Consider the following 22,409-nt stretch of genomic DNA (forward strand, 5'->3'; position numbering starts at 1 on the left):
GGGCGCCGGGAGCAATTAGCGGCACCACGGTAGCCGGCGGCAACGGATATGGCTCCAATGCCAATCAACTTGCTTATCCCTACGATGTTTTTGTGGATGGCAGCGGTAACATTTTCATTGCTGATAGAAACAATCACCGCATCCAGAAATGGGCGCCGGGAGCAACCAGCGGCGCCACGGTTGCCGGCGGCAACGGATCTGGCTCTGCTGCCAATCAACTTGCTTATCCTATTGGCGTTTTTGTGGATGGCGCCGGTACAATTTTCATTGCGGATCAAAGTAATCACCGCATCCAGAAATGGGCGCCGGGAGCAACAAGCGGCGCCACAGTAGCCGGCGGCAACGGATATGGCTCCAATGCCAATCAATTGTATTCTCCATTTGGTGTTCATGTTGACGGCAGCGGTAACATTTTCATTGCTGATTATAGCAATCACCGCATCCAGAAATGGGGCGGTACGTTCATTACCAGCTATACTCCTGTTGTGGGAGGTACGTACATTGCTGTGGTAACAACTGCCTCCGGTTGCACTGTCGTCACCAACGAAATCGTTATTACTGAATTTTGCTGCACCAACCCCACCAACGGCGGCGAAATTGCTGAAAGTCAGACCATTTGCTATGGCACTTTGACTGTGCCGTTCACCGGTGCTTCAGTACCTACAGGATACGTAGGCGATCTTGAGTACCAGTGGCAGATCAGCACAGCAAGCCCAACTTTTGCAGATATTCCGGGAGTTTTTTCCGAAACCTACACACATGTAGGGACAGTAACCCAAACCACCTGGTTCCGCAGGCTGGCAAAGGTAACGTGTGAAACGGACTGGGTGGAATCGAATGTGGTGGAGATTACTGTTGACCCGCTCAGCGAAGGTGGAACAGTGACCAACGCCCAAACCATCTGCAGCGACGAAACGCCTGCCGATCTTGAACTGACCGGCCACGTTGGCAATGTGCTCAGATGGCAACGTTCTGCAAATGCGGCCTTCACTTCACCGGTGAATATTTCTGTAACAAGCACAACGCTATCAGGATCAACAATCGGCGCTGTAACTCAGGACACCTGGTTCAGGGCGGAAGTGCAAAGCGGTGTTTGCGATCCGGCTTATTCAGATGCAGTGAAGATCACCATTGATACCAATCCACCGTACGCAACCCCAATCAACAACACCGTAGCTCTCAATCCCAGCGGCACTTACACACTGGCAGTCAATGATTTGCTCTCTGTTTATGGCGACAACGAAAACAGTGTGGCATCCATCACCATGACTCCATCTACCTTCAACTGCACCAAATTGGGTCAAACCATCACGGTTGAAGTAAAAGTTGTGGATGAATGTAACAATGAAACGATAGTTTATTCTAACATCACCGTGCAGGAAGGTACCGGCTTACCAGCACCCTGGCTCAACGCCAACACCCACGCCAGCGCCAACGGAACAGCCATTTATTCACCCTGCGATGATGAAGGCACTTTTATGCTCACCGCCACCGGCAAGAGCACGACAACCAAAGATGTTCATCATTTTGTGCATCAGCAGTTGTGTGGAAACGGAACTGTGATTGCCCGCCTCGATGAAGTGCAAAACGGCGGCTGGGCCGGTGTGATGATGCGTGAAAGCAATGCACACGCTTCCAAAGCCATCCTGTTTAAAACACGACTTTACAATCCTAACGTCATCATCGGCTACCGCACATCAACAGGCAGCGCCATGCGCAACCTCAGCCAGGTAGCACAACTTATTCGATGGATGAAAATTCAGCGCAGCGGCAGCAACTTCAAGGTATTCACTTCCTACAACGGAACTACCTGGCAGCAGCGCTACAGCGGAACCATCAGCATGAACAGTTGCATCCAGGCCGGTATTTTCACCGAGAGTGTGCTGGCTTCAAGAACTTCGGTTGCATGGTTCGACAACGTGGAGGTAGTTCCCTTCCTCAAGGCCGGCGACGACTTTGCCGGAGTTGATGTGATTGAAATGGATAAAGAACAAGTTCAGATTGATCTCTATCCCAACCCTGCTGATGACCAGGTGACCATCTTCATCGCCGGCAATGAAAGCGAGGTCAGTTACCAGATCAGCGACATGGAAGGAAGATTGATCGGACAATCCACCTTCACCGGCAGCGAATTCCTGCTCGATGTCAGCAACTACAAGCCGGGATTGTATGTTATCCGGTTTGAAATTGACGGAGAAATATTCACCAAAAGGCTGGTGGTGATGTAAATCTTTTCAACCCTGACAGGTTTTAGAAACCTGTCAGGGTTTAGGTTTACGAAAATCAATATCTTTGCCCATCAAATTGCAGCGAAAAATGATTTTGCACCGGATTATCCTTTTTACTTTCCTGTTCGCTATTTACTTACCCATAAAATCACAGGATAAAACGATTACCTATCTTTGGGATGCTTCCTACGAATTCAAGGATGTTGAGATAGAAATTCATCATTTAAAAGCCAATTTAAACATTAAACCTTACGACACCCTGGTAAAAGGCGAAGCTGAGTTTACGTTTACGACTCTGCGCGAACAAATTGATTCGCTTGTTTTTGACGCACGGGAACTACAAATTGACTGGATTAAGATTGATGGCCAGGAGGCGAAATTTTTTCTCCGAAAAAACAACCTGCTGGTTTATCCTCCTGCCAAACTTGGATGGCAAACCGAACATAAAATTTTATTTAAATACAGTTCAAAACCCACTGACGGCCTTTACTTTGTCGGCTGGAACGATCCTCAGCAAATCAAACGGAAGCAAATCTGGGCACACCGGCCCAACCACTGGCTACCCTATGCTGCAGCAGTTTTAACCGTTGAAATGGCAGTCACAGTGCCTGAAGACCTGAAAGTCTTTTCAAACGGCGTGCGCGTGGATGTTGTGACCAATAAAGACAACACTAAAACGTGGTACTACCGGATGAACCGACCACATCCCTTCTTCTCTACATGCCTCGTTATTGGCGATTACAATTACAAAAACCTTAAAACCAAGCGTGGATTACCCGTTGAGCTCTGGTATTATCCGGACTGGGAAGACCATTTCGATCATGCGTACAAGTACCAGCTTGAGATGTTTGATTTTTTTGAAAAGGAATTCGGGTTTGAATATCCCTATGAACTTTACCGCCAGGCGCCGGTGATTGACTATATGTATGGAGCCATGGAAACTACCACTGCTACCGTATTTGGAGATTACCTGATGGTAGATGGACGGGGATTTCTCGGAAGAAATTATGTGAATGTGAACTCCCACGAGTTGGCCCATCAATGGTTTGGCAATTATATCTCCCACCTCAAGCATAAGGATGTCTGGTTAACAGAGAGTTTTGCAACCTATTGGGCAAAAAAATTTGAACAGCACATTTTCGGTGAAGATTATTACCAGTGGGAGCGCCACAAAGAACTGGAGGATACCTACCGGGCTGCACTGTCGAACAATTTCGGGGTGGGGCATGGGCGCGGTGGACGGGAACGCTGGTATCCAAAAGGCTCGCTGGTGATGGATATGCTCAGGGATGTACTTGGTGAAAATGAGTTTAGGGCCACGATCGGGTATTACCTTGAAAGTTATCCCTACCAGACTGCCGAAACCAGTGACTTTTTGCAAGCCATCCGCAAAACAACAGGCCGGTCGCTCGAATGGTTTTTTGAGCAATGGATTTATCGTGGAGGTGAGCCTCAGTATGAAGTAAGTTATGAGCAGGTGAACAAGATTGTTGGAAGAGAAACCCGCATCAAAGTGGAACAAATGCATCCGACTGATCAGTTGATAGGGCTTTTCAAAATGCCCGTCTGGTTCGAAGTGTATTACTCCGATTCTACCACAGGTAAAAAAATGCAGTGGATTGAGAAAAAAACCGAAATCGTTTCCATCCCGAATCCAGGTAACAAACAGGTTGATTTTGTGCTTTTTGATCCCAACCGCAAGGTGTTGAAAAAGGTGAAATTTTCCCGGACATACGATGAACTTATCGCACAAGCCGCCAGAGCAAAAAACATGATTGACCGATACGATGCGTTGGTGGCGTTAAGGCCAATCACTGTTGAACAGAAGAAGAAACACCTGCTGAATATCTATGAGCAAGAAACTTTTCACCTGACCAAAGGCGAAATCATTGCACAGCTTGCCGCTCAAACGGATAGCGATATTGAGCAACTAATTGCCAAAGCCATCAACGATCCGGACGACAAAGTCAGGCTGGCTGTGCTTCAACAGGTGAAGATCATACCTGAATCCCTGCGCGAAGAATATGAAAAGTTACTCAAAGATAAATCTTACCTAAACACAGAGCTGGCGCTGGAAAACCTGTGTCACTCTTTCCCTGAAAAATATGGCAAATACCTCGATCAGACCCAGGATGAAACCGGATGGCGAGGGAGAAACATACGCATCAAATGGCTTGAAATTGCCATTAGCAGGGGTGGTTGGGCTTTCGAACCGGAATTGAAAAATTACACCTCATCCAGCTACGAATTTGAAACCCGGATCAATTCGATGGAAGCATTGACGCGTCTTAACCTGTTAGACGAAAAAGTGACTTCAAATATGATGGAAGGACTTTTTCACTGGAATTTCAAAATTAGAAATGCTGCAAAGGAAAGTTTGATTTACTTTTACAGGCAAAATGATTTTCGAAAAATCATACACCAGGCGATGGAGTCTGAACTCTTCTCTAGTGAACAAAAAGCACTGATGAAAAGTTACTTTGAAAATTAAGCACTAATCTCAACTTTAGATAATTATCTTAATCTTAACTATTATTCAAATTCTAAACAAACGCTGACCATGAAAACGAGTTTACTTGTCCTGCTTGCCTCATTTATCATTACTGCAATGAATGCCCAGGTTTATCCTGATAAATATTTCGTTGCTTTTACCGACAAAAACAATTCACCCTACTCAATTGAGAACCCTGAAGCCTACCTGTCACCAAGGGCTATCGAGCGTAGAAACAGGTTCAATATTCCAATTGATGTTCACGATCTGCCGGTAAACCCGCAATACCTTCAGGAGGTTGCAAACATTGGCGTTCAACTCATCAATCCTACGAAATGGATGAATGGGGTTACTATTTATACCACTGATCCTTCAAAAATCACCCAGATTGAAGCATTACCTTTTGTTCAGAGTGTTTACAAAGCATCAAAGGCGCCCGCCGTACATCCTAAAACCAGGTTCGACCAGGAGGTCTCCCTTAACAAACCCGGTCAGGCTAGCGAACTGATTGAGCCATCAGGCAGCATATTGAAATCTGCAAAAAAGATCCTATCTCTTAATTATGGTCTGGGTTATGACCAGATTAACCAAATCAATGGAATACCTCTGCACGATGATGGCTTCCAGGGGCAGGGGATGATCATTGCTGTTCTTGATGGAGGATTTTCATCCACTAACCAAATGGCGGCATTTGACTCTTTGTATATGAATGGAAGAATCCTTGGTACAAGAGACTTCGTCAGCGGTGGAGAAAATGTTTATCAGGGAAGTGCTCATGGTACTGCAGTTCTTTCGACCATGGGGGCCAACTTGCCCGGAGAACTTATCGGAACAGCGCCTCAAGCCAGCTATTATCTGATCAGAACTGAAGACACCGGTTCGGAATACATCATCGAAGAGTACAACTGGGCTTCCGGCGCCGAGTATGCTGACAGTGTAGGTGCAGACATTATCAATTCCTCCTTGGGTTACATTGATTTTGATGACCCATCGCAAAACCATCTCTATTCCCACATGGACGGTAACACTGCACCCTCAACTATAGCGGCCGACCGAGCCATTAGCCGGGGGATGATCGCTGTGAACAGTGCCGGAAATTCGGGAAATTCATCAACATGGCCATGGATTGGTGCACCGGCAGATGGCGACAGCGTTTTTTCCATTGGTGCGGTGGATGTGAATGGCAATATCGCAGGATTTAGTTCTATCGGACCAACCTATGACGGAAGGCTGAAACCAAATGTTTCTGCACGCGGTTCATCAACCGTAATTGCTTCAACCAACGGTGGAACGGCAACTTCAAGCGGAACTTCTTTTTCTTCGCCAATCATTGCCGGAATGACAGCCTGCCTCTGGCAAATTGATCCAACAATCAGGAATACACAAATTCTTGAAGCCATTCAGAACACCGGAAACTACGCTTTCAATCCTAATTATCAATACGGTTATGGCATCCCGGACTATAATCAAGCCAGGGCGGTACTTACAACAATTAACCAGGGACTTGCAGAAAATCCGGGAGAAATGAGTGTTTTCCCCAATCCTTTTGAGGATAGAATAAATATAGTTTACAATTCTCTGGATACACAGAAGGTGTTTATCGAGATTTACGACCTGGTAGGTAAAAAAGTGTATTCGCAAGAATCGAAGCCGCTGAAATTCGGACATAATTATTTTGAAGTATCTAACCTGAGTAGTCTAAGAAAAGGAATTTACATGGTCAGTATTTATGTTGATGAAAAAATGGCTACTCAGAAAATTGTGAAATTGAATGACTAAACCGTCATCATCCAAATTCTTTCGATTTATTAGCTGAAATAGCTAACCTCATTGCCAGGATTAGGGAGTAACGAAAAACTTACATAGTATCGCCATTCCAACCCCAAAGATTGCACTGTACATCGGTAAATTCGATGAACATACGGGATTTGGATACACCGGTCTCTTTTTCGAGAAACTCCATTATTTTCATTGTAATATCACCTGTTTTTTCCCCGGTTAACCCAATGCTTTTCAATTCAATGTAAAGTGCAGGTTCTTCGTTTGTCGAAAAAATCAATGATGAATTGGGATGAAAAATCACCATCACGTACTTTTCGCTCTTGCCAAGAATCAATGCGATTTCTTTTGAAGCTTTTTTTATAAACAATTCCCTGTCTGAAACATCAATATTGGAGACGATTTTAAATAATGGCATGATGTATAAAATTTGAAATTAATATTCAATGATTTAAATTGCCAACGCCCAGCATCCAACCTCTCAACTCCTCAACGTCCAACTATTTCCTGCCGCTTGTCTACCTGCATTTTTCAGTCCTGTCACTCATGTTCTCGCGACCAAATTCCTCCGCAGCAATCCAATCTTCACATGACTTGTTACGATCACCTAAATAGAACCAACACAAGCCCCGATTGTAATAGGCATCGGCATAGTCATTTTTTATTTCAATTGCTTTTGTAAAATATTCGATAGCAGTTTGATAAGCCTTGTAATTTTGATGAATGACACCAATGTAAAACCAGGCCTCCTGGTTTTTCGGATCAAGACGGGCCGCTTTTTCAAAATCCTGCATGGCTTCATTCAACTGCATCCGGTAAAGTTTCGCCACACCATTCCTAACCGTTTTTCGGGATTCTATTTCATGATCTGTGCACTGAACAAAAGCAAAAAGCAATATCAATCCAATAACCTTTAATATTACCGGAGTTTTTGGTTTATAGTGATTCATCATTAGAAATTATTTATCTGTTCATCTGATTCAACACCGCCTGGTATTCACGCGCGTAGATGAGGTGCTGATTGTAATTGGTTGAAAAACGGTGATACCCTGACATATCAGGACTGGCAACAAAAAACATGTAATTGTGCTTTTCAGTGTTGAGCACAGCATCTATACTCGAAATGGAAGGCATGCAGATTGGCCCTGGCGGCAGACCGACATGAATGTATGTATTATAAGGTGAATCAATTTGCGTATGAACTCTCAATACACGGTTGAGTGCGACACCGGTTTGCAGATAAACGGCGTAAACAGTTGTTGGATCGGCTTGCAACTTCCATCCCCTCCGCAGGCGATTGAGATACACGCCTGCAATCCTCGCTTTTTCATCGTTTTTGTTGGTTTCCTTTTCTACAATGGAGGCAATGATCGAAACATCTTTCTGGGTCAGGTCGTGTAATTCAGCTTTTAACTTTCGCTCAGTGGTCCAGAATTTATTGTACTCGTTGTACATCCGATCAAAAAAGCCCTCAGCTGAGGTGTTCCAGTAAAACTCGTAAGTGTTGGGAATAAAAATCGCAGGAGCTGACACTATTGTTAACCCAAATTTGGTCAGGTATTTTTCGTCATTAAAGAGTTTCATGATTGAGGCTGAATCTGCTTCCAGCTGTTTCGAAACCGCTCCAGCCAGTTGGGCAGGGAAGGTGATATTGTTGAAAATCACATTGAGTGGTTTCTGCTTGCCTGACCTAAGCATGTTGATGATTTCATCATTACTCATTCCCGGTTTGAATTCATATCTGCCGGGATAAACATGCCGGTGCAGGTTTTTGCGGTTTGCAAGCCACTTAAATGTACTTATGTTAATAAGTAACCCTGAATTTTCAACATTGAGCAAAAGGTCGTTGTAAGCAGAACCGGTTTTGACATATAAATAACCAGACTGATTTGCAGGTAAAGCTACATTGTTGCCAAATAAAGTCTTGTAAAAAATGTAGCCGGCTAATGCAACAGCCAGTATAACAATGGAAGCTATTGTAACCGTGATCCAAAGAAGCAGTTTTGTTCTTTTCCTTTTCATTGCCAGGAAACTTACGATTTGATCAATTGATACATATTTTCATCAGTCCAATGGTTGTTTATGAGCAACCAGTTTTTCCTGGTTCCGATCAGTTCAAACCCTTTTTTTGTAAAAAGTTGAATACTTTCGCTGTTGTCAGGTGTAATATTGCAAAAAACCTGATTTACCATTAATGTATTAAAACAGTAGTCAATCAGCAGGTTCAGCGCTTCGGAGGCTTTTCCTTTATTTCTTTCACTTTCAAGTATAAAAATCCCAATTCCGACCCTTCTGTGCATGGGTTCAAAATCAAATAGATCTGCAGTGCCGATTGTCTGCCCGCTGAATGAATCATCAATCATAAACCTGAGTTGTCTTGTATTGAAAATATCAAGGTGTGAGTTGAGAACGTATTGTTCGAGAACAAACCTGGAAAGTGGTGCAATAGTATTGCTGATATGCCAGATCCTCTGATCATTCTCCCATTCATACAACAGATCAACATCTGAAGGTTCCAGCGCACGAAGTTTAATTTTTTGTCCTGCTTTCATAAAGCTAAAATGGTTACGAACGAATCTTGCAGATTGTAATGTTTTAGAATTGAATTTTCCCTTCAAAAACCCTTTCGGCAGGTCCCTCAAGCCAAATGTTGCTGAAATAATGATCTACTGCATTAAAATGAACTTTTAGTTGTCCACCGGGAGCATGAATTAATAACGGTGAATCAGTCATAAAACCATTTGAATACACAGCCAAAGCCATAGCAATAGCACCTGTCCCGCATGAAAGCGTTTCATTTTCAACACCGCGCTCGTAAGTACGACCATGAACATCTCCACTTTTCAACTCAACAAAATTCACATTTACCCCGTCAGTGCCCCATTTGCTCATTGTTCTTATTTTTCTCCCTTCGGCATTCACATCCAGGTCATTTACATTTTCAATAAAACGAACCAGGTGAGGAGAACCTGTGTCAAGAAAAAAGCCTTCGTCGAATTTTTGAATATTAACCACATCACTCATTTTGAGTTTAACGACTACTGATGTATCATATTCCGACAAAATTACAGCTACATGCCTCCCGTCAGCAGCAATAAAATTTGCATCACTTTTAACTAAACCGAGGAATCGCGCAAATGCAACACAGCACCTTCCACCGTTGCCGCACATCGTTGCTTCGCGACCATCAGAATTAAAATACCGCATCCTGAAATCAGCTTCGGGATGATGCTCAAGTAAAATAAGTCCATCGGCTCCAATTCCAAAAAAACGATGACATAATTTCGTTATCGTTGTCGCTTCCGGATTAAAAAATCTCTCCCGGTTGTCAATCATGATAAAATCATTCCCGGCGCCGTGATATTTGTAAAACTTGAGTTCCATTGTTTTAGAATCTGGCTGCAAAACTAATAATTTCGGAGGTGATGTTGGAAAATTTAGTTAATGATTTGAATTTCAAATTTATTCGAAATTCATTGCAGCTTCAATGTTCTCACTTTTCAGGATGAAAGAAATTGTTAACCGAATTAAGTGTTTCATTTTTAACTTTATTAAAACTTTTTCAGTAAAGTGTGGTTTAAATTTTGTTCAAGCCGGACAAACTTTAAAAAACTAAATATTATGAAAAGGTTCGCATCATTAATTTTGGTAGCAATGATTGGAGGGCTTTTCTCCATTGTAATTTACAAATTTTTTGAAAAGGAAGAGGCGCCAAAGACTGTTTACATGACCTCTCAGGAAGGAATCGCTCCTGTCAACACGCCTGGTTATCTTGCAAATTATCCGGTGCCGGAAAATGTTCCTGATTTCGTTGAGGCTGCCGATATGACAGTGCATGCGGTAGTGCATATTAAAACTGAAGTGAGCAGACGAAACTCTGTTTACGATGAGTTTTTCTATGAATTTTTCGGGATGCCGCGTCAGCAAAATCAACCGCTTGTTGCAACAGGTTCAGGGGTAATAATTACCAGCGACGGATATATTGTTACTAACAACCATGTTGTTCAGAATGCCATCAGGTTGGAGGTTACACTCAACGACAAGCGTTCCTATGAAGCAAGTATCATTGGTACAGATCCTTCCACTGACCTTGCCCTTATCAAGGTTGAAGCATTAAATCTGCCCTATTTGCCCTATGGAGATTCTGATGCAATAAGGGTTGGCGAATGGGTGCTTGCTGTAGGGAACCCTTTTAACCTGACCTCAACAGTCACAGCCGGCATCGTTAGTGCTAAAGCAAGAGATATCAATATTCTCGGAACTGCCGGCGCAATTGAGTCTTTTATTCAAACTGATGCTCCTGTAAACAGGGGTAATAGCGGTGGCGCCCTTGTAAATACAAGAGGTGAACTGATAGGGATCAACGCAGCCATTGCTTCCAACACCGGAAGCTATGCCGGTTATTCCTTTGCTATACCCGTAAACATTGTTAAAAAAGTAGTCACCGATTTCATTACATTTGGTGAACTCCAACGGGCATATATTGGGGTGACCATTCGTGACATTGACAGTCAGTTTGCAAAAGAAATTGGACTGGAATCCCCTCAGGGCATTTATGTTGTCTCGGTTGTGGAAAACAGTTCGGCTAACGACGCTGATATCCGTGCTGAAGATATCATTCTTGAAATTGATGGCAGATCAATCAACTCAGTCTCCAGTCTGCTCGAATCAATCGGTCAGCGTAACCCGGGTGATCGTGTGATGGTTAAACTCAAACGCGGCAACAAAGTAATAGATAAAGAAGTTCTCCTGAAAAACAAGGATAACTCAACCGATATAATTGCAAAGAAGGATCAACGCGACCTCACTGCATTAGGCGCAACTTTTGAGCAGGTGAGTACCGATGAATTAAGCAGGCTTGGAATTGAGCATGGCGTTCAGGTCAAAACCATACGTAGGGGAGAGCTATTGAACAAAGGTGTAAGAGAAGGGTTTATTATCACACACATTGATAAGGCGCCAGTGAAAACCACCGACGATATTGTTAAATTAACAGAAGGCAAACGCGGAGGGGTATTAATCGAAGGTGTTTATCCCAATGGCAAAAGATCTTATTATGCTTTAGGTCTTTAAATTACTTGACAAAACTTATTATTTGTTATATTTTTGCTAAAAATTTTCGTAAACAATCCTGCAACCAATACTTGCCGGATTGTTTACCGAAATTAATATTTCGTTAAATTAAAATACAATAATTCTAACCGCCATTAGTTAGATTGAAGCTAATACCGGTAGGTCTAATCAAACAGCAAATTATCGAAGGAACTTTTTACTAATAAAACAAGGAAGGTTTAATGAGACAGTTAAAGATCACAAAGTCGATCACAAATCGTGAAACGGCTTCTCTTGACAAGTATCTTCAGGATATTGGAAGGGAGGAGTTGATAACCGCTGAGGAGGAAGTTTTACTAGCGCAGCGTATCAAACAGGGCGACCAGACAGCGCTTGAAAAACTCACCAAAGCAAATTTACGTTTTGTGGTTTCAGTTGCTAAACAGTATCAAAATCAAGGACTTAGTCTTCCTGATCTTATCAATGAAGGAAATCTTGGTTTGATTAAGGCGGCACAGCGATTCGACGAAACACGTGGATTTAAGTTTATTTCTTATGCCGTTTGGTGGATCCGCCAATCTATTCTGCAGGCACTGGCTGAACAATCAAGGATTGTCAGACTTCCTCTCAATCAGGTGGGTTCACTTAACAGGATACGGAAAGAATCGTCAAAGCTGGAACAAAAATTTGAAAGACCCCCATCAGCCGACGAAATCGCTCAATCACTTGATCTGCCCGAAAACAAGGTGGATAACGTGTTGAAAATTACTACCCGCACTGTTTCTATGGACGCCCCATTGACGCAGGATGAAGACATGAGCCTCCTTGATGTTTATGTCTCGGACGACAATCCAACTACCGACAGAGAACTGATGAAAGAATCGCTGGCACGTGAGATCCAACGCTCGTTGGCCACGCTTACCAAGAAAGAGCGAGATGTCATCAATCTTTACTACGGAATTGGTATGAACCACGGACTGACTTTGGATGAAATCGCTATGAAATTTGACCTGACCCGCGAGCGCGTCCGTCAAATCAAAGAAAAAGCCATTCGCAGGCTTAAACACACTTCAAGAAGTAAACTACTCAAAGCTTATTTAGGTCAATAGTAGTTGTTTCGAAATAAATAAAGAAGCCCGGCAGTGATGCTGGGTTTTTTTGTTGGATGCCAGTCTATCTAAGCAGGGTAGGAAAGCCCCGCCGCAAAGATGAAGGTTGTTCAGCAAGACATTAAAAAAATTGGATTAACCATTTGCATACCCAATGCATTATTACTCTGCGGTTCTTTGTATCTTCTTTGCTGAACCCTGGTGCAACAGAGAGCTGCAAAGCAACAAACCTGTTAACCAATCTTTATATTCCAACCTTTATTGGTTATTGAAGCAAACGTATTGTCGCCTAATAGCATGAATAAAAAATTTTCAAAATCTCCCAAAACTGTAACATTCGCTATTCCCGTTTGTCTTAGTATCAAAACAACAAAAGTTGAATACACCGGTGAAAGAATTGGATCACGAACTGATAGAGGCTTGTCGGAGTAATGACCGTGGTGCACAGGTCAGAATTTATGAAATGTTCTCTAATACAATTTTCAATACCTGCGTGAGAATTGTTGACAACAGCGCTGATGCGGAGGATTTGATGCAGGAATCGTTCATTGAAGCTTTCAGGAAAATTGAGACGTTCAGGGGTGAAGGAGAATTTATTGGCTGGTTGAAACGGATTGCCATCAACAACTCAATTAACTTCATCCGGAAACATAAAAAGCTGGTGAGTTTAGATGAATCAAATCTTGATATTCCAGATCCTTACGCTGGAGAAGAGGAAATATCGGAAAACATTTTTTGTCAACTCGAAGAAATCAAAAGCGCGATGGACCAGCTGAAAGCAAACTACAAAATCGTCCTTTCGCTGCACTTGCTCGAAGGATATGATCATGACGAAATTGCTGAAATACTTGGAACCAGTAATGGGAATGTGCGCACCAGGTATTCAAGGGCAAAACAAAAGCTATTGCAAATCATTATGCATTCAAGAAATTAGATACTTAAAATCAAAAAAATAAATATTATGTCATTTTTAGAAAAGAAAATACGGGAAAATACAGGCTTCTTCGATGACAGGCAACCACCTGAAGGTCATCGGCAGCGGTTTCTTGAAAAGCTCGATCAAGTGACACGTGTTGAGGAGAAATCTGACCGGTACTTCAGTATTTTTAAAATTGCAGCTGTTGCGATGATTTTTGTTACAGCGTCATGGTTACTACTGTCGAAAAATCAAATGATTAGTTTCCTGTCAAACCAGGGTAGCCATGTGCTTTTGGAAGTTATAAAAATTGAATTTTCCGAAGAACTTAAAACCACCTTTGCCTATTATGATTCACAGGCTGAACCAAGAATTGATCAGATCAGTGAGTTTGCGCTAAATGATGAAGAGGCAGCACGAATTAAAGAGTTGGCAATGGAGAAATTGCAAAATATTGACGCTGACATGGCTGCTATTGAAAAAGAATACATGACAAACCCAGGCAACAAAAAGTTGGAAGCAGCCCTTATTAACCATAAGCGTCAAAAGGCTGAAATCATGGAAACCATACTGAAACAGTTAAACGCAGCCATACCATCGGTAAATAATAAAACAACAACAGATAAAAATTTGTAAAAAATGAAAACAATAAAATTTTTAACCACAATGATGCTTACGATCAGCTTCATGATCACAGGCGGAAACCTGATGGCACAGAAAACAATAGAAAAAGTGCTTGCAGAGAAACAATTTAAGGTAGTGGATAATGCCACGCTACAAATTGACCACAAATATGGTAAAATTGTTTGTAAAAATCATGATTTGAACACTATCTACATTAAAGTTACGGCAAGCCTTGAAACAAAAGCCCAGGATAAAGCTGAGCAGATATTTGAAAGAATTGACCTGAGCATTACTGGCGATGAACTTAAAGTAAAAGTGAACTGTGAATTAAGTGACAAGATCGTCAGCAAAAATGATAATCTGACGGTGGATATAGAGATATTTTTACCTCAAACCATCAACCTGGAAATTAACCAAATGTTTGGTAACACATACATTGAAAACGCCAGTGGCCGGGTTTCAGTAAACAACCGGTATGGATCTTTCCAGGCAAATGAAATGGTAAACAGCGACAATGATATTAAGGTTAGTTTCGGTAATGCTACCATCGGGGCTATCGAAGGTGGTGTAACCAAAATATCCTATGGAGATTTGACCATCAAAAAAGCTGGTCACATTGAACTTGCTGCAGAATATTCCAATACCAGGGTTACAGAGGCTTTGAGTATATTGGCCCAAAACGAAGGAGGAAGTCTGAAAATCGGAACCATTGACATTTGTGTCCTAAATTCTAAATTTTCTGATAATGAAGTGGGTACATTGAACCAATCAATAAAAGCAAAGTCAGAGTACGGCTCACTAAAGGTTGAAAACATAGCAGCCAGTTTCTCCTCCGTTGACCTTACAAATAGTTTTGGAAGCAGCACCCTTGTTTTTGACAATAAAGCCGGATTCAATTTAGAAGCAGAGATGAGTTTTTGTGATTTGAAATACCCGGAAAATAAGGCCAATTTATCAGAGAAGGTGACAACAGCATTTAAAAGTAATTACAAAGGTAAGTTGGGATCTGCCGTCAACCCTGGCGCTTCCGTTTTTATCAAAAGCAGTTATGGTAACGTTGATATCAAATTTGAATAGTAATTCATACAAAATAAATAATTTAAAACTTTAGAAAATGAAAAGCACAAAATTTAACCTGGCATCAATACTTGCAACCATGCTTGTATTCATTAGCTTAACTGCTCATGCTCAATTTTTTGGTGTTACTGGTAGTGGAAATGTTGTGAAACAGGAGCGTAATGTAGGTGATTTTTCCACAATAAAGATACTGGGATCAGCGGATGTAATTGTGACACAAGGCGACCGGACAGTGGTTCAGGTGCAGGCTGACGACAATTTGCTTGAAAACATCATCACCAAAGTCAAAGGCGATGCACTGATAGTCGAAACTGAAGGGAGCATAAGGAATTACAAAAAATTTGAAGTACTGGTAACCTTGAGCCGGCTGGATGGAATCGAAATCAATGGTTCTGGCGATTTGGAATCGGAAGGAGTAATTAAAGGGAACAGCCTGTCAATTTCTATCAACGGTTCCGGAGATGTAGAACTGGAGCTTAATTATAACCACCTTGAGGCACAGGTCAACGGTTCCGGAGATATTGAAATTTCAGGAATTACAGGCGATCTCGAACTGGATGTCATGGGCTCAGGTGATTTTTCTGCATCCGAATTGCGATTGAACACATGCAATTTGAGCATATTCGGTTCAGGTGATGTCAAACTGAATGGCAGTGCCAGCAGCGTTTCAGTCGATGTGTCTGCTTCAGGAGATGTGAACCTGTACAATCTTTCAGCACAGGATGTGGAAGTCAGCAACAACGGGTCCGGAGATGTTATTGTTTCCGTTTCCGGTAAACTAAAGGCAAGATTGATGGGCTCGGGTGATTTGACCTACCGTGGTACGCCAACAGGTGTAGATGTTTCATCATTAGGCTCCGGCTCGGTATACAAAAAATAAATAAATCAAACAATAAAGTCATGAAAATTAGGAAGTTTTCAATTAACCTGGCACTCCTGTTCATACCACTCATTATGATCAGCAGTTGTCAGTATGGAGTTGGAGTTGAAGGAAACGGGCAGATCACCAGCGAGACCAGAACCGTTAAATCATTTGACCAAATGGAAGTCTCAGGAGGGTTCAGTGTAATTCTTACTCAAGGACCCACGGAAGGTGTTGTGGTGGAAGCCGATGAAAATCTGATGGATTTAATTTCAACAGAGGTCATGGGAGGCGTTTTGGAGATTAAATCCAGGGAAAATATCAGAGGCTCAAGAGACATCAAAATCTTTGTTTCAATGGTTAATTTATCACGAATCAAACTATCAGGCGCAGTGGATTTAAGCAGTGAAAATCAATTGAATCTCGAACACTTGTCTGTCAGAGGCAGCGGCGCCTCAACCTTAACTCTTAACCTAAATGTTAACAGTCTGGATGCAGAGTTATCAGGAGCCAACAACGTTACACTTGCAGGACAAGCGACCAGTTTTACAGCAAAGTTAACTGGTGCGTCCGACCTGAAGGCATTTGAGTTTGATGTGAATAACCTCGAAATTAAAGTTACAGGTGCTGGTGATGCGAGGGTTTCAGCCATTGAATCACTTAAGGTTAACATATCAGGCGCCGGATCTGTGACCTATCAGGGAGATCCGTCAATCGAGCAAACCATTTCAGGCGCCGGCAGTTTATCGAAAAAACAATAGAAGGTTACAAAAATTGCTTTTTGGATATCTATCGTGACCCAGGATTATGTAAAGGTTGTAAATTTTTATCTTCTCCAAAAATCAACGGCAATGTAATAAGGGCTTTTAAATTCCGGCAACCGGACAAGTTCATAATCATTGTCAGTATAAGGGTTTTCATTCTCAATAAAATCAAACCTTAATGAAACCCTTTTCCCCGCCTCGCCATAAACCCAGGTTTCGATATTGGTTCTTCGAAAAACCTGTTTTGGAGGGCCGAACACAATGTAGGTCATTCCCCTGTCGGTCTTCCATCCTTCTTTGTAAGAGGCAAAATGCAGGTTGGCAGTTTCAACACGGTCATAATATGATGCTATCAGTTCAATGGCACGCTTTTCATTTCCGGCTGTCTCAATCCAGAATTTGTCGACAGCTGTTTTTGGATCATCACTCCCCGTGAGTTTCCTGAACTCCTCAGTCGAAGTAAGATAGCGCAGCGGCAATGGAAGCAGGCTGGGGTCAGTAATCATCGGATAATCGTCATGAAACCTGAAAACTGCTAATCCGCTCCGCAAAAGAGTATCTGTACGGAAATAAAAAATTCCTTCTTTTCCATATTGTAAAAGCTCCGTTGTTCCATTATTTAAAGCAACATTAAATGATTCCTTTGGTTTAAGATTATATACCGGAGGGTGCTCCAACGAAAAAGGTGGACGGGCAGCAGGAAAATCCCCGGAAAAGTATTGAACAAAAAGATTGTCGATCTCTTTTTTAGCTGATATAATCCGGAACTTTGTCTTCCAACCCAGCCAATCCTCAAAAACTACTTCGTTCATTTCATCAACCACAAGGAAATTTTGTGCATTTAATTGATCATTCTTAGTTATGTGAATTGGATAGATAAGGGCGCTCTCTGTGTTAAGATCAGTAAACCTGAGCTCCATTACATAATTTTGAGAAAATACTGCTTTAAACGGGAAATTGTAAACAAGGGAAAGTTTGTTTTGATAATAAAGTGAATCGTACAAGAAAAATGTGCCACTGTCGAGCACCACATTGGCTTCATAATTCTGGAATAATTTGTAAGAAAAAGAGTATTCAGCTGTATGATATGCCCCACCCGGTTTTATTGCGTAGCGCAGGCTCGAAGGTAAGTAGCGGACGAAAATACGCGAAACACTGTCAGCTTCGTGAAAAACTTTTATTCCAGTAATGTCCGGTCCTTCATGTTCCTGGTACAATGCTGAAAAATTAACAATGGTGATCTGGTTACTAACCTTACATCCAACGACAATTAATGTAAAAGCAAGCAAAAATGCAGGGAGGAGCTTAGTGAACGTTCTTATCATTTCCTGGTGTATTAAATTTTTCAGTAAAAATAGCAACAATTCCATAAACTGGCTTCCTTGAAAAAAAAGAGTAAATTTACACGCGTTAACATTAGAATAAAATTCGGTTGAAATGTCTAAAATAAATCACTGGATGATCACTTTTGTATTTTCACTGGTTTTCAACGGTTTTGCCAGTGCTCAGTACTTTGAGCTGAAGCCTGCCCAAAATTTCGGAGGGAAGCAACAGCTTAATGATTATATTGCAGAGGAGATGGTTTATCCTGAAAAGGCAATGAAAGATAAAACTGAAGGAACTGTCATGATAACATGCATTGTAACCAAGGATGGAGATACGAAGGATATCAGGGTTAGCAACCCGGCGAGCCCTGAACTTGATGCAGAGGCGCTGCGTATATTTAGTCATTTACTTTGGGAACCTTCCGTTTACCGTGGAATGAATTTGGATTCTGAAGCTATGATTGAAATCGATTTCAAAATAAAGAAGTACCTAAGGGCGGTAAAGAAGAGAGGATACGAAAAGATTAAGTATCCTTATGAGCCGGTGGATACGACTTTGATCGTTTACAAGACCGGGCAACTCAACAAACCTCCAAAACCAGTCTTTGAAAAGCCTGGAATGCGTTTCGGTAACTTCATCAGTGAAAACATGGTTTATCCACAAGCTGCATTAAGCCAGGAGATTATGGGAACTGTAGCGTTATTTTTTGTTGTCGAACCATCAGGCAGGGTATCCAATATTAAAGTTGATAAAAGTGTGGGCGGAGGATGTAATGAGGAAGCCATCAGGCTGTTGAAACTCATGAAGTGGGAGCCGGGTATCTCAGAAGACAAGGCAGTTCGAACCGAAATGATATTACATCTCACTTTCAACCTTGCTGATTACGAAAATCTTCGTTACATACCTGCCAGCAATAATAACCAGTTCTAAAACCAGGATGAGAAAAATCGGTTTACTTTCCGACACGCACAGCAGTTTACCGAAACAGGCGTTTGATTTTTTCACTCAATGTGATGAAATATGGCACGCTGGTGATATCGGTTCTGTAAGATTAGCCGACGAAATCAATGCGTTCAGACCTTTAAGGGCTGTTTATGGAAACATTGACGGCCTGGAAATCAGGATGATTTACCCTGAAGTCGCCATTTTTACAATCGAAAAAGTTAAAGTGGTAATGATGCATATCGGAGGCTATCCCGGAAGGTGGGAGAGAAAGGCAAAAGAGGTGATCCTCAGCGAAAAACCTCACCTGTTTATAACGGGTCATTCTCACATTTTAAAAGTGATTTTCGATCCTGCTTACCAGCTTTTACATGTCAATCCGGGTGCAGCCGGAAATTCAGGCCTTCATCAGAAAATAACTTTAGTCAGGTTTGAAATCAATCAGGATAAAATCGGGAACCTTGAGATTTTCGAAAAAGACCGATAAAAATTATGATTCCACTGTTGATCTAATCATCCATCAACAACCTCTCAAGTAATTCCAGTGTATTTTGATAGATCCCGGGAGCAAAACTTTCGCGGGGGCCAGCAATATTTAAATGCTTGATATTGTGCTGTACCAGCCATCTTTTAAATTTTCCAGGATCGTTGTTTTTATTTCCAATCATCCATACAAATAAAGGTTTTTCGTACAATCTTGCAAAATCCTGTGTCATCAGTGTTCCCTGGTCCATTTCATCGAAAATGATGATGAATGTTCCGTCGCAATCAATTACATTGAGTTCGGTTCGCAAGATAGGATTAGAAGAATACACCTGTCGCAGGGGGTACCTGAAATTGATTGGCCCGTCTTCGGCGCCCCTGTTTTGAGGGCACCAGCCTGTACAATTGATATCATTACACAAGGCAAAATCCAGTGCAGCGCGATCAACACCGGTTTGACCCCCAGAATGAATGACCACGTTATTTCTTGGAAATTTCACTGATGAAGTCTCTTTGTGATTTTAACAGGTTGATTGAGTAAAGGAGCAGGTTTTTCGTTTCGGCCAAAAGATCAAAATAGAGCAAACTGGTGCGGGTGTGCAACTGTTTTTCTTTCAAACGTTTTACCTGGTTTTTACGGCTTTCAGCAATCAGTTGAAGCAGTTCCTGTTGTTTTAGAATAATCTGATCAAGATCGCTGTACTTTTTCGACTTGATCTTATTATTGATTTCGCTGTAGAGCAAAGAAATTCCCTCATAAATTGCATTGAATTCCTGCAATTGAAATTCATCTAAACCAGTGTGATTGTTGTCAATATGCTCATAAGCAGGATTGGTCATATAATTTAGACAGTGGGCAATTTCACGCAGGTAGTCTACACTCTGTACATAATAATGTCCGGTATCAATCTGGTCAATCTGGAGATGAACAACAGTATCGCTCACATTATCCTTCAAACGTTTTGTTTTCTTGTTAAATTTCCTGATGTCTTTTTTCAATTCTTTCAGGATCATCCGGTCTTCCTGATGAAGACCTTTAATCAACTCTTCATAAAATCCGGGAACTTTTTCAAGGGTGCTTACTGTGTGCTTGATACATTTTTCAAAAACACTTGAGGCGCTTGTTATCTCTTCAATTTCAAGTTCTGCTGCGTCGGCAATTTTTTCTGATTGTGCTGATTTATGGGCACGATAGGTACGATAAATAAGCAAAATGACCAACAGGATCACGATTCCAATGGCGATCATTCCACCCCAGTAAATGATGCACGCGATGATAAATGAAACGGTAAATGCGACGATCGCAGTAAGAAACCAGCCACCAATCACTGAAAACACTCCCTGAATGCGGTATACAGCGCTGTCGCGACCCCATGCACGGTCGGACAGGGAAGTCCCCATAGCTACCATAAATGTTACATAGGTAGTGGATAATGGCAACTTTAAGGAAGTGCCCAAAGCAATAAGAACAGCAGCAACGACCAGGTTAACCGACGCCCTGATAACATCGAAGGATGCCATTTCCTTTGATGTGCCACTTTTCCGGATGCTTTTGGGGATTTGAAACCTTTTATCTATCCGGCTTCTTATCAAATCAGGAATGAACGACGAAAACGATTTGTTCAGTGCCAGTGTACCTCTGACTATGGTTCTTGATAAAGCAGAAGCACCAAAACGTTCATCTCCGCTTCCCTGCCTTGCCAAATTGACTGATGTATCAATGACAGATCTTGCTTTTTTCGAAAACCATAGGGTTATTACCATAACAAAGCCAGCGAAGAGCAAATAAAGTGTGCTGGTATGGATTGGCCTGGAAAGCGACCCCATAAAAAATGCATCGGGGTTAGCTCCGGGTGTAGCAATAAAAGTTTTATACGACTCATAGCCTGCAAGCGGTACTCCGATGAAATTGACAAGGTCATTACCGGCAAATGCAAATGCCAGGGCGAATGTACCGAACAGGACAATTACTTTTGGGATACTAACTTTGAACAACATGTTTAATAATTGCAAAATCAGGGTCCAACCAATAAAACCATATATGATAATGTGCATGGTATGTGTATCAAGCCATTGAGCCATAGCCTCGTTGATAAAGGATGCTCCTTTTGCTCCTTTTATTACCATAAAGTAAGTAATGGCTGTAATGGAAAGCCCACCCCAGATGGAGCCATAATATTTTAATGTTTTTTCATAACTAAACGTGAAAACAAGCCGTGCAAGAAATTGAACAATTGCTCCGATTGTAAAAGAAATGAAGACTGAAAGCAGAATTCCTGAAATAATGGCCAATGCTTTTGCAGAGTTGATATATCTGCCTAATTCGGCCATGCTTTCGGAAGATTGATAGATTTTGATGATGGAAACAGCTACCGCGGCGCCTAACAATTCAAAGACAATAGAAACCGTGGTTGAAGTGGGTAATCCAAAGGTATTGAACAAATCAAGAAGAATAATATCGGTAACCATCACAGCAAGGAAAATGACCATGATTTCGGAAAATGCAAATTCGCCTGGATGGAAAATGCCACTGCGCGCTACCTCCATCAGACCGCTCGAAAATGTTGCCCCAATAGCGACACCAAGGCTGGCGACAATCATAATAACATGCATCGGGGCTACTTTTGATCCAACCGCCGAGTTTAAAAAATTTACGGCATCATTGCTTACACCAACCACAAGGTCTGAAATTGCAAATGCTACAAGTACGATTACAATAATAAGATAAATATCCATTTTTTTACTATTTAAATTGT

At 41.8% G+C, this 22,409-nt stretch carries 20 protein-coding genes; 12 read left to right on the forward strand and 8 right to left on the reverse strand.

All coding sequences use genetic code 11. From position 1 onward, the window contains the following. From IH598_13770 to IH598_13780, 3 genes are all read left to right on the forward strand, one after another. On the forward strand, positions 1 to 2,228 hold a 2,228-nt coding region (locus IH598_13770), incomplete at its 5' end, for a T9SS type A sorting domain-containing protein (GenBank protein ID MBE0639580.1). A gap of 88 nt (positions 2,229 to 2,316) precedes the next feature. Then, positions 2,317 to 4,719: a hypothetical protein gene (locus IH598_13775; GenBank protein ID MBE0639581.1), complete on the forward strand. Its 2,403-nt coding sequence runs from the start codon at positions 2,317 to 2,319 to the stop codon at positions 4,717 to 4,719. Positions 4,720 to 4,788: 69 nt separating this feature from the next. Continuing rightward, on the forward strand, positions 4,789 to 6,498 hold the full coding sequence (locus IH598_13780) for a S8 family serine peptidase (protein ID MBE0639582.1): 1,710 nt from the start codon (positions 4,789 to 4,791) through the stop codon (positions 6,496 to 6,498). A 79-nt stretch (positions 6,499 to 6,577) separates the two neighbouring features. Here the strand turns inward: IH598_13780 and IH598_13785 are convergent, their stop codons facing one another. From IH598_13785 to IH598_13805, 5 genes are all read right to left on the reverse strand, one after another. Then, on the reverse strand, positions 6,578 to 6,916 hold the full coding sequence (locus tag IH598_13785; protein ID MBE0639583.1) for a hypothetical protein: 339 nt from the start codon (positions 6,914 to 6,916) through the stop codon (positions 6,578 to 6,580). A 100-nt stretch (positions 6,917 to 7,016) separates the two neighbouring features. Beyond that, the gene (locus IH598_13790) at positions 7,017 to 7,448 is read right to left on the reverse strand and encodes a tetratricopeptide repeat protein (protein ID MBE0639584.1); all 432 of its coding nucleotides are present in this window, start codon (positions 7,446 to 7,448) and stop codon (positions 7,017 to 7,019) included. A 13-nt stretch (positions 7,449 to 7,461) separates the two neighbouring features. Continuing rightward, positions 7,462 to 8,520, reverse strand: coding sequence for an endolytic transglycosylase MltG (gene mltG / locus IH598_13795; GenBank protein ID MBE0639585.1), 1,059 nt, complete (start codon positions 8,518 to 8,520; stop codon positions 7,462 to 7,464). Positions 8,521 to 8,531: 11 nt separating this feature from the next. Continuing rightward, on the reverse strand, positions 8,532 to 9,050 hold the full coding sequence (locus IH598_13800) for a GNAT family N-acetyltransferase (protein MBE0639586.1): 519 nt from the start codon (positions 9,048 to 9,050) through the stop codon (positions 8,532 to 8,534). 43 nt (positions 9,051 to 9,093) lie between these two features. Further along, entirely contained in the window at positions 9,094 to 9,882 is a 789-nt protein-coding gene (locus IH598_13805; GenBank protein MBE0639587.1) for a diaminopimelate epimerase, read from the reverse strand. A 237-nt stretch (positions 9,883 to 10,119) separates the two neighbouring features. Between IH598_13805 and IH598_13810 the strand changes: the two genes are divergently transcribed. The 7 genes from IH598_13810 to IH598_13840 all read left to right on the forward strand — a co-directional run bounded on the left by IH598_13810 (position 10,120) and on the right by IH598_13840 (position 16,899). Beyond that, the gene (locus IH598_13810; GenBank protein ID MBE0639588.1) at positions 10,120 to 11,571 is read left to right on the forward strand and encodes a trypsin-like peptidase domain-containing protein; all 1,452 of its coding nucleotides are present in this window, start codon (positions 10,120 to 10,122) and stop codon (positions 11,569 to 11,571) included. A gap of 221 nt (positions 11,572 to 11,792) precedes the next feature. Further along, on the forward strand, positions 11,793 to 12,659 hold the full coding sequence (locus IH598_13815) for an RNA polymerase sigma factor RpoD/SigA (GenBank protein MBE0639589.1): 867 nt from the start codon (positions 11,793 to 11,795) through the stop codon (positions 12,657 to 12,659). Between the two features lie 376 nt (positions 12,660 to 13,035). Continuing rightward, on the forward strand, positions 13,036 to 13,593 hold the full coding sequence (locus tag IH598_13820; protein ID MBE0639590.1) for an RNA polymerase sigma factor: 558 nt from the start codon (positions 13,036 to 13,038) through the stop codon (positions 13,591 to 13,593). Between the two features lie 192 nt (positions 13,594 to 13,785). Next, positions 13,786 to 14,211 carry a hypothetical protein gene (locus IH598_13825; GenBank protein ID MBE0639591.1) on the forward strand — a complete coding sequence of 142 codons (426 nt, stop codon included), beginning with the start codon at positions 13,786 to 13,788 and terminating at the stop codon, positions 14,209 to 14,211. Between the two features lie 3 nt (positions 14,212 to 14,214). Continuing rightward, complete coding sequence (locus IH598_13830) at positions 14,215 to 15,276, forward strand: hypothetical protein (protein MBE0639592.1); 1,062 nt, start codon at positions 14,215 to 14,217, stop codon at positions 15,274 to 15,276. Positions 15,277 to 15,313: 37 nt separating this feature from the next. Further along, positions 15,314 to 16,156: a DUF2807 domain-containing protein gene (locus IH598_13835; GenBank protein ID MBE0639593.1), complete on the forward strand. Its 843-nt coding sequence runs from the start codon at positions 15,314 to 15,316 to the stop codon at positions 16,154 to 16,156. 20 nt (positions 16,157 to 16,176) lie between these two features. Beyond that, positions 16,177 to 16,899, forward strand: a complete 723-nt coding sequence (locus IH598_13840; protein MBE0639594.1) for a DUF2807 domain-containing protein — start codon at positions 16,177 to 16,179, stop codon at positions 16,897 to 16,899. 65 nt (positions 16,900 to 16,964) lie between these two features. Here the strand turns inward: IH598_13840 and IH598_13845 are convergent, their stop codons facing one another. After that, on the reverse strand, positions 16,965 to 18,227 hold the full coding sequence (locus tag IH598_13845; GenBank protein MBE0639595.1) for a GWxTD domain-containing protein: 1,263 nt from the start codon (positions 18,225 to 18,227) through the stop codon (positions 16,965 to 16,967). A 112-nt stretch (positions 18,228 to 18,339) separates the two neighbouring features. Between IH598_13845 and IH598_13850 the strand changes: the two genes are divergently transcribed. Together IH598_13850 and IH598_13855 are read left to right on the forward strand one after the other, a co-directional pair. Next, on the forward strand, positions 18,340 to 19,158 hold the full coding sequence (locus IH598_13850) for an energy transducer TonB (GenBank protein MBE0639596.1): 819 nt from the start codon (positions 18,340 to 18,342) through the stop codon (positions 19,156 to 19,158). 7 nt (positions 19,159 to 19,165) lie between these two features. Continuing rightward, positions 19,166 to 19,657: a metallophosphoesterase family protein gene (locus IH598_13855; GenBank protein ID MBE0639597.1), complete on the forward strand. Its 492-nt coding sequence runs from the start codon at positions 19,166 to 19,168 to the stop codon at positions 19,655 to 19,657. 22 nt (positions 19,658 to 19,679) lie between these two features. Here IH598_13855 and IH598_13860 read toward each other — a convergent pair whose 3' ends face one another. Together IH598_13860 and IH598_13865 are read right to left on the reverse strand one after the other, a co-directional pair. Then, positions 19,680 to 20,153, reverse strand: a complete 474-nt coding sequence (locus IH598_13860; protein MBE0639598.1) for a putative molybdenum carrier protein — start codon at positions 20,151 to 20,153, stop codon at positions 19,680 to 19,682. Next, on the reverse strand, positions 20,134 to 22,389 hold the full coding sequence (locus IH598_13865; GenBank protein ID MBE0639599.1) for an inorganic phosphate transporter: 2,256 nt from the start codon (positions 22,387 to 22,389) through the stop codon (positions 20,134 to 20,136). The genes IH598_13860 and IH598_13865 overlap by 20 nt, the downstream gene beginning before the upstream one ends. Between the last annotated feature and the right edge of the window lie 20 nt (positions 22,390 to 22,409).

It is taken from the genome of Bacteroidales bacterium, assembly GCA_014860585.1.
In the GTDB taxonomy this organism is placed as follows: Bacteria; Bacteroidota; Bacteroidia; order Bacteroidales; family 4484-276; genus RZYY01.